The organism is Acetobacter pomorum (assembly GCF_002738225.1).
In the GTDB taxonomy this organism is placed as follows: Bacteria; Pseudomonadota; Alphaproteobacteria; order Acetobacterales; family Acetobacteraceae; genus Acetobacter; species Acetobacter pomorum.
In genome coordinates this window covers 1-14,238 of record NZ_PEBQ01000164.1, presented here as the reverse complement: position 1 = coordinate 14,238, position 14,238 = coordinate 1, and the positions used below count along the sequence as shown (strand labels likewise).

General features: G+C 46.1%; 18 protein-coding genes. 15 read left to right on the top strand and 3 right to left on the bottom strand.

Annotation, left to right across the window (positions count from 1 at the left end; all coding sequences use genetic code 11):
• The first annotated feature begins 21 nt into the window (after positions 1–21).
• The 4 genes from cas7e to CSR02_RS12885 all read left to right on the top strand — a co-directional run bounded on the left by cas7e (position 22) and on the right by CSR02_RS12885 (position 3,967).
• Positions 22–1,089, top strand: coding sequence for a type I-E CRISPR-associated protein Cas7/Cse4/CasC (gene cas7e / locus CSR02_RS12900; protein ID WP_099541919.1), 1,068 nt, complete (start codon positions 22–24; stop codon positions 1,087–1,089).
• Entirely contained in the window at positions 1,089–1,763 is a 675-nt protein-coding gene (gene cas5e / locus CSR02_RS12895; RefSeq protein WP_099541918.1) for a type I-E CRISPR-associated protein Cas5/CasD, read from the top strand. The genes cas7e and cas5e overlap by 1 nt, the downstream gene beginning before the upstream one ends.
• Positions 1,763–2,449, top strand: a complete 687-nt coding sequence (gene cas6e / locus CSR02_RS12890) for a type I-E CRISPR-associated protein Cas6/Cse3/CasE (RefSeq protein ID WP_099541917.1) — start codon at positions 1,763–1,765, stop codon at positions 2,447–2,449. Before cas5e ends, cas6e begins: the two co-directional genes overlap by 1 nt.
• Before the next feature lie 123 nt (positions 2,450–2,572).
• Complete coding sequence (locus CSR02_RS12885) at positions 2,573–3,967, top strand: RES domain-containing protein (RefSeq protein ID WP_099541916.1); 1,395 nt, start codon at positions 2,573–2,575, stop codon at positions 3,965–3,967.
• Positions 3,968–4,036: 69 nt separating this feature from the next.
• On the opposite strand, the gene CSR02_RS12880 is transcribed toward CSR02_RS12885, so the two are convergent.
• A complete protein-coding gene (locus tag CSR02_RS12880) occupies positions 4,037–4,504 on the bottom strand; it encodes a hypothetical protein (protein WP_099541915.1) in 468 nt (155 codons plus the stop codon).
• Between the two features lie 195 nt (positions 4,505–4,699).
• On the opposite strand from CSR02_RS12880, the gene CSR02_RS12875 reads away from it, so the two are divergent.
• On the top strand, positions 4,700–5,293 hold the full coding sequence (locus CSR02_RS12875) for a hypothetical protein (protein WP_099541914.1): 594 nt from the start codon (positions 4,700–4,702) through the stop codon (positions 5,291–5,293).
• A gap of 45 nt (positions 5,294–5,338) precedes the next feature.
• Complete coding sequence (locus CSR02_RS12870; protein ID WP_099541913.1) at positions 5,339–6,112, top strand: ATP-grasp domain-containing protein; 774 nt, start codon at positions 5,339–5,341, stop codon at positions 6,110–6,112.
• Here the strand turns inward: CSR02_RS12870 and CSR02_RS17305 are convergent.
• Positions 6,084–6,509 (bottom strand): DUF4326 domain-containing protein, encoded by a 426-nt coding sequence (locus CSR02_RS17305; protein ID WP_099541912.1) that lies wholly within the window; start codon positions 6,507–6,509, stop codon positions 6,084–6,086. The genes CSR02_RS12870 and CSR02_RS17305 overlap by 29 nt on opposite strands.
• A gap of 111 nt (positions 6,510–6,620) precedes the next feature.
• Here CSR02_RS17305 and CSR02_RS12860 point away from each other — a divergent pair, with 111 nt between their 5' ends.
• The gene (locus CSR02_RS12860; protein WP_099541911.1) at positions 6,621–7,760 is read left to right on the top strand and encodes a hypothetical protein; all 1,140 of its coding nucleotides are present in this window, start codon (positions 6,621–6,623) and stop codon (positions 7,758–7,760) included.
• 110 nt (positions 7,761–7,870) lie between these two features.
• On the opposite strand, the gene CSR02_RS12855 is transcribed toward CSR02_RS12860, so the two are convergent.
• Positions 7,871–8,395: a hypothetical protein gene (locus CSR02_RS12855; RefSeq protein ID WP_099541910.1), complete on the bottom strand. Its 525-nt coding sequence runs from the start codon at positions 8,393–8,395 to the stop codon at positions 7,871–7,873.
• A gap of 544 nt (positions 8,396–8,939) precedes the next feature.
• On the opposite strand from CSR02_RS12855, the gene CSR02_RS12850 reads away from it, so the two are divergent.
• The 8 genes from CSR02_RS12850 (at position 8,940) to CSR02_RS12820 (ending at position 14,128) form a co-directional block, all read left to right on the top strand.
• On the top strand, positions 8,940–9,473 hold the full coding sequence (locus CSR02_RS12850) for a hypothetical protein (RefSeq protein ID WP_099541909.1): 534 nt from the start codon (positions 8,940–8,942) through the stop codon (positions 9,471–9,473).
• A gap of 56 nt (positions 9,474–9,529) precedes the next feature.
• The gene (locus CSR02_RS12845) at positions 9,530–9,847 is read left to right on the top strand and encodes a hypothetical protein (RefSeq protein ID WP_124296426.1); all 318 of its coding nucleotides are present in this window, start codon (positions 9,530–9,532) and stop codon (positions 9,845–9,847) included.
• Between the two features lie 273 nt (positions 9,848–10,120).
• The gene (locus CSR02_RS12840) at positions 10,121–10,753 is read left to right on the top strand and encodes a hypothetical protein (RefSeq protein WP_099541907.1); all 633 of its coding nucleotides are present in this window, start codon (positions 10,121–10,123) and stop codon (positions 10,751–10,753) included.
• Between the two features lie 363 nt (positions 10,754–11,116).
• The gene (locus CSR02_RS16655) at positions 11,117–11,257 is read left to right on the top strand and encodes a hypothetical protein (RefSeq protein WP_167384146.1); all 141 of its coding nucleotides are present in this window, start codon (positions 11,117–11,119) and stop codon (positions 11,255–11,257) included.
• Positions 11,258–11,497: 240 nt separating this feature from the next.
• Positions 11,498–12,082, top strand: a complete 585-nt coding sequence (locus tag CSR02_RS12835; RefSeq protein ID WP_099541906.1) for a hypothetical protein — start codon at positions 11,498–11,500, stop codon at positions 12,080–12,082.
• Positions 12,083–12,168: 86 nt separating this feature from the next.
• Positions 12,169–12,516, top strand: a complete 348-nt coding sequence (locus tag CSR02_RS12830; protein WP_099541905.1) for a helix-turn-helix domain-containing protein — start codon at positions 12,169–12,171, stop codon at positions 12,514–12,516.
• On the top strand, positions 12,503–13,867 hold the full coding sequence (locus tag CSR02_RS12825; protein WP_244177008.1) for a type II toxin-antitoxin system HipA family toxin: 1,365 nt from the start codon (positions 12,503–12,505) through the stop codon (positions 13,865–13,867). Before CSR02_RS12830 ends, CSR02_RS12825 begins: the two co-directional genes overlap by 14 nt.
• Positions 13,868–13,936: 69 nt before the next feature.
• On the top strand, positions 13,937–14,128 hold the full coding sequence (locus tag CSR02_RS12820; RefSeq protein WP_099541903.1) for a hypothetical protein: 192 nt from the start codon (positions 13,937–13,939) through the stop codon (positions 14,126–14,128).
• Positions 14,129–14,238: the final 110 nt, after the last annotated feature.

The following is a 14,238-nucleotide window of genomic DNA, read 5'->3' as shown; positions in this document are numbered from 1 at the left end:
ACATCCCGGAGAAATAAAGCTATGACACGATTTGTTCAATTCCACCTTCTGACAAGCTTTGGCCCGTCCAACCCTAACCGCGATGATCAGGGTCGCCCGAAACAGGCAATCATAGGGGGATCCCCACGTCTGCGCATGTCCTCTCAGTCCATCAAGCGTGCACTTCGTGAAAGTTCATTCTTTGCCTTGGACTTGGCTGGCCATATTGGTATGCGCACAAAGCGTATCTCTGAAAGGCTGATGAACCATCTTTTGGAGCTTAGCGTACCAGAAGAAACTGCTCGAAAAGCAGCGGAGCAGGTCGCTTCAATATTTGGCAAGCTTGAAAGTACACCTCGTTCAAAAGATGACAAAGTGCTTACAACACTTGCGTTTGTTTCACCCGAAGAATGGGAGCTGGCGCAGGATCTGGCCGAGAAAATTGCTAATGGCCAAGAATTACCAAAAGAAAAGGATCTGAAGAAAAGTGTGATGCGCCGAGCTGATGGTGCAGTCGATATTGCCATGTTCGGCCGGATGCTTGCCGATGATTCTAGCTTTAATCGTGAAGCCGCAGTTCAGGTTGCCCATGCTTTTACCACTCACCGTGCTCAGACGCAGGAAGACTGGTTTAGCGCCATGGATGACCTAAATAATTCATTCGGCGATACTGGCGCTGGCCATATTGGTGAAGCAGAATTTGGCTCAGGTGTTTATTATCAATATGTATGCGTTGATTCTAAACTTCTTGTTGAAAATCTCGCAGGCGATAAAGATCTTGCTGTTAAAGGAATTGAGGCACTCGTGAAGGGTTTGGCGATCTCCGCGCCAAAAGGGAAGCAGAATTCCTTTGCTCATCATCCCAGAGCTCATTTTATTTTGGCTGAATATGGAAATCAGGCTCCACGTGATCTTTCTGGTGCATTTTTTGAGGCAATCCATGGCACCGATATCATGGAGAGATCTGTAAAGGCGCTCGAAAAAACTCGTGCTGATATCGATCGGGCTTACGGGCAGTCTTGGGAAAAAGATTGCGTTTTGGAAGTCGGTAAACATGGCAGTCTGGACGAAATCAGTGCTTTTGCTGGTGCTGCCGTTCGGGGCTCGTAATGGAGAACTTCCTGATATTCACGTTGAATGCCTCTATCTCCTCCATGGGGGAGATGGCAGGACATGAGCGGAGAGGATCTCTCATGTGGCCAGGCCGATCATTGATTGTTGGCTTGATGGGCGCGGCTTTAGGTATTCGAAGGAATGGTGATTTCTCCAGACTGGACAGCTTGCGGATTGATGTCGCCATATTCGATGTCGGCACGGCAATGAGAGATTTTCACACGATACAGACTATTCCCACGCCAGCCGCCCGAAAGCCCAACTCAAGGCCAGAAGCCCTGAAGCAAGGGCAAGGCAAACTCAACTCGATAATCTCCATACGGGATTATCGGACAGATGCGCTGTATGGGATTGCGGTACGCGGTGAAAATCTCCCGGAAATTGCCCAGTCACTGCATACTCCGCATTTTACCCTTTATCTTGGTCGCAAATCTTGCCCCCTTGCCGCACCCCTAGGAGCGAAGATCGTTCAAGCGGACACTGTAGAAGAAGCACTGTCTCAACTTACTCTGCCAGTCTGGCGCAACAACGATCGTGCTGAAGTCCTGATTGAGGAGGGCGGGAAAGGGGAAATAATTACAGATGTACCCTTTGATCGCAAAAGATGGCATTTCAAAACACGGGAAGTTGGGATGCGTGCTGTTAATATCGCACCTGGGGGACAAGTTTAATGTTTCTAAGTCGCCTGCAGTTTTCCAACTCGCCTACAGCTCAAGCTTTATCAGGCTTTTGGAGGTCTCCTGATAGCGGGCAACGTCGCTCTGCCCAGCACAACATCATGTGGTCAGTGTTTGCGAAAGAGGGGAATAGTGAGCAAGAGCGAGACTTCCTATGGCGGGAGGAGGGAGAGGGCAGTTTCATTGCCCTTTCGCATAGGCCGCCTATGCAGAATGATCTGTTCAGGCCTCATGTAATAAAAGAATTTGCTCCTTGCCTTAAAAGCGGGGATCGTTTGGCTTTTAAGTTGCGTGCGAATGCAACCAGATCCTTAGAAAACGCGGAGACAGGGAAAAGCAGACGTTTAGACGTCGTGACCTATGATCTTTTGTCATACCCCATGAAAGAGAGGGGATTGAGAAGAAGAGATGTCGCTCAGTCCGCAGGGACTGAATGGATCAAACGCCAAGGGGCAAAGCATGGTTTTGAGATCATTCAGAATGCCGTAACGGATTATAAAATTGATGTTTTGCCTAGATTTACAGTTGGACCAAGATGCACACCGAAATTTGGGATTATTGATATGACAGGATTGCTTGTCGTCACGGAGCCTAAAAAACTCTGGAATCAAATAATCTTTGGGTTTGGTCGGGCTAAATCCTTTGGTTGCGGCCTCATGCTATTAAGGGCGTCTTCCTGACATTTGCCCCTCCCTTTCCCTAGGGAGGGGCAATGAAAGTACGATTAAAATTTGACTAATTTTTACTGATATATAAAAAGGATTCGTATTCTATAAATTCCAAATCTAGTGAGATTCTAAATAATGCATGGTAACACAAATAATGATTTGTATATATGTTCGGGATGCTTCGGGGATGAACATATAAAGAAATTTATAACTTATAGAAATTCAAATAAAAAATGCAATTATTGTAGTCTTTCTTCAGACCCATCTGCGAAACAAAGCGAAATATTTAGGTTTATTGCTGAACATGTAAACAAAAGCTTTACATGCTGCGATTATGTTGGCTTTTATTATGTGGCAAACGCTCCTGAAAATGCTCCATTTCCCCATGGCCGTTATACATCTCCGTACCTCCTAAAAAACATATTAAAATTAGAACTTCCGAGAGATAGTGATGGGAAGTTATTGAGAGCAATTTGCGATATACCTCTTGAAAATAAAAAATGGGCTTCACTTGACTTCGGGAAAGTAACTCTAGACAAAGAATTAGACCTATATTGGTGGATGTTCTGTAACTTTACAAAATATAATCGCAGATTTAATTTAGATGCAGTTCCAAAATTATTCACACAAAATCTAGCAGAGAAAGCACGACTATTTAGTCCGAAAGCAATATTTAACCTTCTAATCCCTTATATGAAAAGACTTGTAAGGGATATCCCGGTAGGAATGATATTCTACCGGTCGCGAATTAGTAAAAATGGAGAGAAATATACAAGTGTGAATGAATTGGGTCCCCCACCATGCAACCGTTCCCTTCAATCAAATAGAATGAACCCACCAGGGATACCTTGCTTTTACGCCTCAGAAACCAGAGAAGGAGCACTTGTAGAAGTACGTGCCACAAATCAAGATAGTTGGTCTTTAGGTGTATTTGAAACCATAAAGCCAATAAGAATTCTGGATTTGACTAATCTGCCAGAAGTTGGCAGCTTTTTTTCTGACAATGAAATAAATGACCAAAAGGCTATAAAATTTCTACATAATTTCTCATCGAATATTTCATGTCCGGTTACAGGTGATGATCGCACACATTTGGAGTATATCCCGACACAGGTTTTAGCTGAACTCGTTAGAGATTGTCAGGAATTGAGCGTTTGGGGAATTAGATATCGTAGTGCAGTTCAGAACGGCGGTGAAAGTTATAATAATATTGTTCTCTTTATTTCTACAGATGAGATAGAAGGAAGTGTCAAAAGATCCACTTTAATTGACGATCAAGAAATATTAAAAGAAGCTTATAAATATGTTGAGTTGATAAAATTAAATTCTATAGAGTATTCTACCCACAAGTGTGAATACATAAGTAATAATGCTCATTCAATGACAGCGCCTTCTTCAGAAGCTAGTGATATAATTTCATCTATTTTAACCATACCCGCCATGAAAACAGCATATGAGAAACTCGATGATGCCGAAAAGAACAAAATGGTGGAGCAAATAACCTCAATCATCAATCTTAAATACCCCTAGATTGAATTACTAGGTGACTTGCTTCTGCTTTCTGCTCTGAACAACCGCTTCTCTCTAAATTAGTGATGATTAAGTATTCCTAAAAAATGAGCCAAGCGCCTCTTTTGCAACTGAAGTGACAGCTTTAAGGGCTTGTGAAGATTGGTCTACTGTCCATTTATACCGTTGCAAGGAGGCGATTTCTCCTACTGTCAGATTTCTTCCTTGAGCACGGACATTCTCAACGTATGTCTTACATGGGCCGTAATTCTCTGGATCATAAGCATTTGATTCTTTCTTACTGGCGTATTGGTAGATCTCAGGATTGCTGTCATTTAGCCATTCATCAATTGCTTTGAATGGCGCAGTGATGACACTCTCTGCAATTGACATGGGAATAGCGATAGGTAGCAGACAGAGATCGACAATAGGGGGGGCATATAAAATCATTGATTCACCAATAGTGGAATCATTATTCGCCTTTTGCTTTTGCAGAGCCTTGTTATATAGCCTGGTGATTTCCTCAGCATCAGGTGGGGATGAAAGGATTGAGAACATGATGTGATTTCTTTCTTAGAAGCCCAATTTATGACCCTTTCTAACAGAAAGGGTGGTTTTAAAAGATAGCAGTAAGGTTAAATTCCACCTTACAGGAGTTCTTACACAGGTATATCTGGCTTTTTAAGGCAGGAAAAGGCCTAGTCAATCTATTGCTGTCACAAAACTGGCCAATCTTATTGGGGAAATTAAAAAATGAGAGCACTTGTCAAGGTTAACTTGTTGAATGGTCTTCTTGTACCTGAAAAATATCCTGATTTTGTTTCATGGTACAATGCAGAAACAGACAGGAACCCTGTTCGACCTAAGTTTGTCCTGGGTGTTAATATCCAAGATCTGGATACCAACCCTGAGGGATACAATTCCCCCTTTCTAACGATGTTAATTTTCCCACCAGAGCTTACCCACTCGGAAGAGGCACAAAAATATGGGATATGGTCATTAAATAGCGCCGGTTTTGTCGGATGTGATGGCCAATCACCATTGGCTTGTCGACAATCTGAATCTCTTTCATTGATATATGCCCATAATTTTTCGGCAAATAAGATCGCTCAAAGGATACTTTGCGAAGCATTTAAAATATGGCCGGCACATTCAGAAATGATAGAAGTAGAACTGCCCGATCCTCTGACTTTTTCCACGCCAAAAGAGAGAAGGGTGCAACGGTCAGCACAGGGTAGTGGGCTGAGTATCAAGGCGAGTGAAATGGGAGAAATGAGAGACCTTGCAGGACGGAAAAGATCATGGGCCGCAAGGCGGATGATGAAAAAGAAGCATAAGCATGACTGACCGGAATAACACTATTTAATCTACAATGGTTTTCAGGATACGAAAATGGACTTTGCCTTGCTCTGGCAGCATTGCGTGACAGATATTCCCGACACCAATATCCTGTCGGTATGTCTTGACCGAACCCCTCCTGATAGTCTTGAGTTTAAGGCTCTAATTCCTGAGTTAAGAAAGAGAAAACTTATTTTTCAAACCTCTATCGCCATGCGATATAGATTGGAGAAACTGGGGCTTTACCCGCTTATCTCTGACAGCGAATACCAGTTCAATTATGCCTTTTTGTCGCAGGCATTGGCTAAAATCGAGTGTTATGATTACCTCCTAAATCCAGATGCGTTTATCGCACCTTTCGGTGTCATCTCTGTTCATCCATATGCACCTGATCCGATGTTTCTAAGGCCTAACTCTGGCTGTAAGGTTTTTCCTGGTCAGGTGGTCAAAAAGAGTGATCTGCCATCACTACATTTGCTTTATAAGCTGTCGCTTGATGAACTATGTGTTGCCTCTCCTGTAATGGACATTCAGGATGAGACACGTTGCTTCGTAATGCCGTATTCAGATAATCCTCTATTGGCATGCACAAGGTATTTTCACAAAGACACGCCTTTAGAGGCAAGAGGGGAAATTTCCCCGCATGATATCAAACCATTTTTAGCCAAGCTCAAAGACTATCCTTGTTGGCCAGATGCGATGGTTATTGATTTTTGCAGGTTAAGAGTATCCGGGGCCATAAAAATCATTGAAATGAACTCGATACACACTTCAGGCCTCTACGAGGCAAAAGGTATGATCACGGAATTAATAACCCGTCTTGAATGAGACTTTTTTTTCCTAGCTCCAGCAGTACATCAACATGACACGGTCTTTCTAGGGGGCAGAAGCAAGCAAGATTAAACGTCCTGATCTTGGGTATGGCTTGCTCTCTAAGCCAACTTCCATAATCTGGAGAGAGTGTGTCAGGGTGAGTTTTCTTTGCGAACTGAAGGCGCCCAGGACTAATCTCGAAATGCCCAACATTTTGTGTGACAAGCTTCCTAAAAGCGTCAACCGCGACCTGAGGATCTGATTCACAAACAAAAGGGTTTCCAAGTCTGCCCGGCCGACAGCATGAGATAGTGTTAGGAGGCATTTTCCAACCCGACACTCTCCTACGTTGTATGCGACAAGGTAGGTCTTTGACCTGAATTGGATTATGTTCGATGCGGTATTCAATCATGTTAGCAAATCATGTCTTATCTTGCATAAAAACGGGTTATCGTCGCCTTAGCATAACCGACATCGCGGCTATCTTGAATCTCAATAAGCATAAAGGGAAGAGCGATAACCTATGATAAAACTTACAGAAAAAGATATGGAAAGATTGCAGGATGAATCCTGTAATATATTGATCCCAGAAACAATGAGATCGCTGCTTGTGGGGTTCCCAGATGAAGTGGTGTTCCCATTCAGCATTAATGCCATGAACTGCGTCAATATAAAGAGTATATCGGCTCGGAACCGCATATGCGGAAGCCTCACTTTACGTGGCTGCACATCACTTGCAACTCTTGGTGATGGTCTTTTTGTTGGTGAGAGCCTGGATGTAACAGGGTGTGTCGCACTCACCTCAATTCCGAACAGCCTCAGGGAGATAAAAAGGGACTTGCTACTGTCGGGTTGTCTTTCAATGCGCGATCTACCAGAAGGTCTTAAGGTAAAATCTAATTTCTACGCCAATGATTGCCCGCAGCTCGAAGTTTTACCCAAAGGACTGGAGGTTGGGCTGCTAATGACAATTCGAAATTGTGAAAGAATTGCAGCTATTCCAGATCATGTCAGGGTTGGTCGAGATCTAATCGCAGACAGATGTCCTAACCTAAAAAGTATTTCTGGCGATCTGATAGTGGGGGGCAAAGCCTCGTTCAAATCATGCCATTCTCTACAAGACATACCTGCTACCATAAATGTTAAAAGCCTTTGTCTGGACGATTGCACCAACATTCGCTTTTTACCGGCCGGTCTTAACATCCCTGACAATCTCTCTTTGAGAGATACAAAGTTCCAAGATTTCCCACGCAATCTTACTGTGGGCGGCCTAATTGATATAAGTGGCTGCCAATGGGTAACCAGTTTTCCTGACGATTTTAATTTCACCGGGCGTATCCTAATCGCTGAGAATTGCCAGAATCTTATAGAGCTTCCTAAATCAATGCCTAACCTGATGAACATGGCATTGGATGGGTGCACATCTCTGACGCATCTGCCAGAAGGCCTGAATGTCTACATGCTATCCCTGAAGGGCTGTACCGGATTAAAAGCACTCCCAAGGGATTTGCGAGTTAGTCGGTCGGTCGATTTGAGAGGATGCGAGGGGATATCAATACCACAAGAGTTTATTGACGCCCATGAAGGTTACGCAAGAATACTATTCCCCAAAACCTATGATATTCTGCCTGCGGTCAAGGCAGAGAATGCACCCACACTGTAGTCTATAAGAGAAATGGATGTTGGGGAGCATTAAAAGATAATGCTCCCTAGGTTCCCATTCCGATCTTGTTTTAAAAAATCGAAATGGGATAGACATCAACGGATTACTTGCTAGGGGGTCGGTAAATCTGCTTCTTGAATGAGTTCGTATTCTGGCCATTCTGCAGGATCCAAAGATATCTCAGGCCCCATTCCAGTTGCTTTGCGTAGCAGGTCAAATGCTTCCTGCGAAAATCGAACATCTCCAGCACAGAGCATGCTGTTGTCTGGAAATACTCTTCTAAGAGCATCGACAACCGGCTTGTCTAGATGCAATTTCTCACCGAGTTCACCATACAGATGCAGCAGGGCAGCCTCTTCAGGGGTAATTTGAGCTGGAAGTTCGCCCAGCCAATCAAGAGAACGGCTTTCACGCATCTGAGCAGGGGAAGCAACAGATTCACCACAATCTGTCAGATAGTCGCAGTATCGTTTGGAAGCCAAAAACAATATTCGCCTAATATTGTATAAGGCATCATTAGGGGCTTCTCCCTGATGACGAAAGGACACCTCATCACCATTATATGTTACTGCACGATTTGCATCAAAAAATGAATTAAGTTCGTCGTCAGCTAAGGCTTTCAGTTGGGATGTCATTTTTCCGCCTTTAAGTGGGTAATGAATCACAGTTAAGGTGAAACCTTAGATCTGAAATATGCAAGTGACTAAGTTAAGCGCCCAATGGACCTCTATCGTGTCAACTGATGAGTATGTCATCCGAGGTGTGACTGAATTAGAAGATTATTTTCACAAAAATAATATGAGTAAAGGGTGTGCAAAAAACCTTAGATACTTCTATAAAAGGGTAGGGCGGGGGAGTAATATTCCATATCAATACAAAAACTGCACTATAATTGACTTATATTGCCATATTATCCATTTTACTTAGTCATAAGGGCTAATATAGGCTCAATTGAACTGTACATGGATGAGATTTAGATGTGCCTCACAGCGCATTTAAACCACTGATTACTATTGTGGGGCCAGTAAGATTATAAACCTCCGCCCAGAAGCTAATTTTGGATTTTATACTTTTTCTTGCATCATGCCAGCTTAATCTTCATCACCTGATGAAGGCAGAGAGCGTGTGTTCGCTGCCATATGATCTCGATAAATGACCTTCTGTCAAAAGGATTGGTCTATGCTGATAAAGTTGAAATCAACGCTGAAAAGCGCGATGGCCAGTCTAATAAGCGAAGGAAGGAAGGAGGGATGCCTTGGGGGCGCCCTCATTACTGACTGGGAAGAACGGATATCCTCTATCCGTGATAGCGTTTATGGCGATCTGGGCACCACTGTAGGTTGCGGGCCATTCGATGGTGGATGCCTTATAGTGGCCGGTGCACTGCAATCAGTTATTGGTGGCGATCTGGTTGTGTTAGTCCGGCCAAATGGCTTCGCTGATCATGCCGCTGTATTGAAGGATGGACTGCTTTGGGACTTCTCTGGCCCACTGCCACCAGCCAAGTTTATTTCACGGTTTAACAAGAGAGAACATGCCGAATGTGCTGGCTTTCGTAAGATCAATTATGATACCGACCTCATTGAGGCGCGCGAGATTGCTGACAATTCTCTCCAGGATCGACTGGCCGATCTCTTCGCAGAAGTTCTGCCAGATATTGCAGTGGAACGAAATATCCATCAAGAACACTCCCAAGGCCCAACTCCGTCTTAAGTCTCCAGAGAGGGCGAGAGCGCCGAACGTCACAACAATTACTTAGGACACCAGACATGACGTACGATGACTTTGTGAAGTCTCGCAGAGAAATGACGAACCGGGAGTTCGGAAGGCTTGTCAAGGATTCTATGTGGGAAGACGAGCCAGAACAAACGTTTTTGGTTTATGCTGATAGCTTTTACATCTCGGCACTTGGAGACGGTCGCTATGACTTGCTTATCGGGAATGAGGAAACCATTACAAGTGATACGACCTCACTGTCTGATCTGGAGAAGCAGTTGTTTGATTATGCTCAATCTGAATGTTACCCGGAATGGCAGCAGCGTGACACTGGCCTTAAGGCCGATGATGCGTCATCTCCCAATCCCTGATCATTCTTGATTTGAAGCAGTCCCGCACGTGTTCTTACACACGCTTGGTTAATTGATTGCGATGTATTCTGCCGGTGGGTGATGGATCGACATACGGCCGGAGGCCAAGGTGGTAACAACGCTACCCGCCATCGAACCTGAAATCCATGCGGCAGATGAACCAGATCCAACCGCGCCTTAGTGTGCGTATAAGTAGGCCGCATCCCTTGCATGCTCCTCGGTTACTATCTTGGAAGAAAGTAGAATGTTTACCAAGAAGCAGGAGCGTATCCCGTGACTAGCCCGGACATCTCAAAAAATCTTAAAGAAACTCTTTCATCCGAAGGAGTTAAAAATGTTCGCGAGGCCATGCTTGCCACAGGAATAGAGTTGATAAAACGAGAAAAAGATCTTTGCGTCTATTCAAGCCGGCTTTCTGTGTCCTTGTTGCAGGATTATAGAATCAGCGCCTCCTTTTTTCTGGATCCGTGCGGTGATCATCTAATGAGAAGTGTCCGGTCGATGTACCCGACTGAGCAGGAATTCGCGAAATTTCCGCCCAATGTAGAAATAACTCGAACAGGCTACAAAGATATCAAGAGTGTGGCGCATTGGGGAGCATATGGGATAGAAATCCCTCACGCCACGGATGGGGTAAGCAGCATCCGTTATAGTGATGCAATCGCGCCAAGCCCTGAGGCTGCGGAAATGGTGATATCCGGTTTTTCTATTGAACGGGGTGCGCGTGGAGAAATGGCGGTATCGATAGAATTTGCTGACGGCCAGAGTGTTGAGAAGACTTTGTCGCGTCAGGAATTCTCAGATATCCTTTCTGATAACCACAACGCATTCTGCCTCGAAACCATTCAGTCTCTTGTTCACGATATGGCTCCAGAGCCAAATGTATCTGAATCTCCTGCGCCGTAATTGCGCATAGTGGAATGAAATGGATTGCTCCGAGCGGCCGGAATTTTGTCCGGTCGCCATCGCATTTAGCGCACAAAGAGTCATCGGAGGATGACTGCCCTTGATATCATTGAGATGCTTAAGGAATTCCCGATCTAAACTATCTAAGTGCGCCACATTCTATCCTACGAGCAAACAACCAGTCAGATCTGGCGTATAATTCTGAAGCAAGGACTACTCAGGCGCTCCAGCATGGATTTTTCCCTCTATTTATAACACGCGATAATGTACGTTATCACGTCTTGACCATATAAAGGCCGGAGAAGCCGGGGTTCGCCTTCCCGCCTTGCCTGCTCAGCAACAAAGAAAGAGAACGCTGGCAGGATGCTCGCGATCGACCGGTATGATGGGCCTATGTGGCGCACTCTGCGTAATGCCCTTTCCGGTCTGACCGCCGAGCAGAAAGACCGACTGGATATCTGGTTTCTGTCAGGTTATGCGGAGGGTGATCCAGACCAGCTCTGATATCGCCGAGACAGATGGTCCAGGGATCGGCTTCCACCGGAAACAACTGCGCGGCTGGCGGTGCCTCACGGAAGAAACCCGCGCCTTTCAGCGATTGCTCTGGCAGCGGCGTATTACTGTGGCCTTCGTCATTGCCCCCCCCTTAATTTCTTGCGACCTCACCTGTGAAGGTCTCTCTGTAATAGTGCCTTGCATCTGGACCGGGTACCCTCTTGTTGCTGAAAAAGAGGAAATCCGAGCATGTCTGACAACCACCTGAACCCACATCTTGTCGCGCTGGAGCATGAGGCTCGCGAACTTGTAAACGAAGCGAAGCGGATTGCCTGCAAAGATTTTGCGGCACTCTGTAAAGGCGGCGAAAATGCTGATGGCCACATCATCAGCCTTGCCTATCTGTCAGGCTGTGTCGATGGTTTGCCAGCAGATAAACGCCCCACCATTGGCGGGATGGCTCCTGATGCTGTTGGGATTGCTGTTTCAGGGTATGAGGATCTGCCCTCTATTTCGGCTGGCAATGAGATGGAGCGGAAAGCCGAACTGTACGATCGTCTGCAGATTGTGGGTGATATAAAAGATACTGCCAATAAGCTTTATGAAAACCTCATTGGTGTTGCTGACTGCGAACTGTCCGGCATTAATCAGGACGAGCTTGTGCGCGAGTTTGAGCAGCTCCCTTGCCTTTGTGCTGTCATTCGCTCCTACGCCTATGGAGAATACCCGCAGGTCGACTTGGATGTGCCCGGCCTGATGACTGACGCTCTGCTGGTGGATATGGCAAGCGCCGCCGAGTGGACAGAAGAGGTGGACCCGCCTGACCTTTTCTAATTACCTTTCTCAAAGGAAGTGTATGCTTTACTAAAGTCTGCTATAAGATACTTAAGTGTGATTTAGGTATCTTATAGGAAACAATTATGAGCAGCATTAACCCGAAGCGAGAGTTTAGGCATTTAACCAGAACCACGCGTGCCGGCATTGAGGCTCTGGCAATAGAAATAAAACTTGGTCGCAAAAAAAAGGGTTGGACGCAGGAAGAGTTGGCAATCCGTGCTGGCTGTTCCCGACTGACGATTATTGCCATTGAACGCGCCAGACCAACCGTGGCAGTGGGGCATGTGCTAGAGGCCGCTCATATGGTTGGTCTGGATGTATTCGGAAGTGCCTCAGAAGCAAGAAACCGCTTGGAGCGAGCACGTGAGATAGACGCAATCTTCCCAACACGCATTGAGACACATACACCGGAGATTGATGATGAATTCTGACTCATATCATTCCCGCGCGGTCCCCAAAGAAGATTGCTTTGTGTGGATATGGCTTCCTGGGGAAACGGAGCCAGTTGTTGCCGGGAAGGTCCAGCGGGAAAAGGGTGCAACTGAGAGATATGCCTTCGCATACCGTGGCGCTTACCGGGAAGATCAAAAATCGATCTCCATCTATGACGGGGATCTGCCGCTCCGCAGAGGTGTGTTCAGCCCCCCTGCTGATCATGGTCTTGCTTCCAGTCTACGGGACGCATTGCCAGATAACTGGGGGCGTAGAGTGATTGTGAACAATCTCACCGGAGACAAAGGCCGTGGGATTAAAGAAGACGCCTTCGATGAGATGACATTTATGCTGGAATCCGGCTCTGATCGTATCGGGGCCTTGGATTTCCAAAAATCTTCCTCCGAATACATTCACCGTGGCAATGACGAGGTGACATTGCAGGATTTGCTCACTTTTGCTGACTTTGTGCAGGCCGGTAAAAGTGTCCCCGTAGAGCTGGATAAGGCCATACTCCATGGGAGCTCAATCGGAGGGGCCAGGCCCAAAGCATTGATCAGTGACGCAGGCACAGGCACCGGCCGGCCAAGGAAGATGATAGCTAAATTTTCGGCGACAAATGATCCGTTCGGTATGGTTAAGGGTGAATTTGCGACCATGCGAATGGCGGCCGACGCAGGCCTCAATGTTGCGCCGGTTGAAATAGCCCAGACATTGGGGCGTGATGTTCTTCTCGTTGAGCGGTTTGATCGTGACCTTTTACCAGGTGGGAAATGGGCTAGGAAAGCGATGGTATCAGCGCTCACCTGGACGCAGGAAAATGAACTTGGCTCACGCCATGTCGCCTACACGGAACTCGCTGAATTCATAAGGGAACGGTTTTCCAATCCTGAGGGGAACCTAAGAGAAATGTTCTCTAGGCTCACTTTCAACATTCTGTGCGGGAATACAGATGATCACTGCCGCAATCATGCAGCATTTTGGGATGGGCGCTCGTTAACGCTCACTCCGGCTTACGACATCGCTCCGCAAGCGCGGGGAAATTATGAGGCACGGCAGGCAATAGCCATCACTCCCGGCAATAATGCTTCCACGCTAACGAATGCTCTCCAGGCGGCAGCTTCCTTTACGATTTCGGAGACCGATGCGCGGAAAATAATAAACGATCAGGTGGAAGTTATCGCTGAAAATTGGCCACGCGTAAGCGAGGAAGCGGGCATGACTCCAGACGAGGCTCTATATTTCGAGAACAGGCAGATTTTACCGCATTACGCTTTTGATGGTTACGGCCCCTGCCCTGACCTCCGCCCTACAAACCAAAAAAGCATGCCGGCACCCGACCCATTCTAAAGGTCGTTTGTGCTTTACATGAGCGCTTTCTACTCTGATTCAACTTGATGCTGAACATCGGAGTGTGAAATGCAGGTTAGAGATTTCAAGACTGTTGCAGAACTGAGGGAGGCATTTCCCTCCGCATTCTTGACTAACGGCACCGTTGACCTGAGCAGGAAGCGGGGTATCCGCACGCTTCCCAGAGATATGACGGTCGAACGACATCTGATCCTTGTTAACATCTTCCTCGCCCTAAAGGACGAGGATTTCTCCGGTTAGACCGGGTGTAGTTTTCGCTTCGACGCCACAGTTACCTGTGGCTCCACGACAGGAGTGTTCCCCCTGTGAAGAATATTGAGGGCAGCATTGTGATCGGCATTGGCATGGAA

Bases quoted from the DNA above. Each gene is read 5' to 3' on its own strand.
- CSR02_RS12830 (WP_099541905.1), top strand. From the start codon at position 12,169: ATGAGCAGCATTAACCCGAAGCGAGAGTTTAGGCATTTAACCAGAACC.
- CSR02_RS12845 (WP_124296426.1), top strand. From the start codon at position 9,530: ATGACGTACGATGACTTTGTGAAGTCTCGCAGAGAAATGACGAACCGG.
- CSR02_RS12820 (WP_099541903.1), top strand. From the start codon at position 13,937: ATGCAGGTTAGAGATTTCAAGACTGTTGCAGAACTGAGGGAGGCATTT.
- CSR02_RS12855 (WP_099541910.1), bottom strand. From the start codon at position 8,395: ATGACATCCCAACTGAAAGCCTTAGCTGACGACGAACTTAATTCATTT.
- CSR02_RS12850 (WP_099541909.1), top strand. From the start codon at position 8,940: ATGCTGATAAAGTTGAAATCAACGCTGAAAAGCGCGATGGCCAGTCTA.
- CSR02_RS12880 (WP_099541915.1), bottom strand. From the start codon at position 4,504: ATGTTCTCAATCCTTTCATCCCCACCTGATGCTGAGGAAATCACCAGG.
- CSR02_RS12825 (WP_244177008.1), top strand. From the start codon at position 12,503: ATGATGAATTCTGACTCATATCATTCCCGCGCGGTCCCCAAAGAAGAT.
- CSR02_RS16655 (WP_167384146.1), top strand. From the start codon at position 11,117: ATGCTCGCGATCGACCGGTATGATGGGCCTATGTGGCGCACTCTGCGT.
- cas5e (WP_099541918.1), top strand. From the start codon at position 1,089: ATGGAGAACTTCCTGATATTCACGTTGAATGCCTCTATCTCCTCCATG.
- CSR02_RS12885 (WP_099541916.1), top strand. From the start codon at position 2,573: ATGCATGGTAACACAAATAATGATTTGTATATATGTTCGGGATGCTTC.
- CSR02_RS17305 (WP_099541912.1), bottom strand. From the start codon at position 6,509: ATGATTGAATACCGCATCGAACATAATCCAATTCAGGTCAAAGACCTA.
- cas6e (WP_099541917.1), top strand. From the start codon at position 1,763: ATGTTTCTAAGTCGCCTGCAGTTTTCCAACTCGCCTACAGCTCAAGCT.
- cas7e (WP_099541919.1), top strand. From the start codon at position 22: ATGACACGATTTGTTCAATTCCACCTTCTGACAAGCTTTGGCCCGTCC.
- CSR02_RS12875 (WP_099541914.1), top strand. From the start codon at position 4,700: ATGAGAGCACTTGTCAAGGTTAACTTGTTGAATGGTCTTCTTGTACCT.
- CSR02_RS12860 (WP_099541911.1), top strand. From the start codon at position 6,621: ATGATAAAACTTACAGAAAAAGATATGGAAAGATTGCAGGATGAATCC.
- CSR02_RS12870 (WP_099541913.1), top strand. From the start codon at position 5,339: ATGGACTTTGCCTTGCTCTGGCAGCATTGCGTGACAGATATTCCCGAC.
- CSR02_RS12835 (WP_099541906.1), top strand. From the start codon at position 11,498: ATGTCTGACAACCACCTGAACCCACATCTTGTCGCGCTGGAGCATGAG.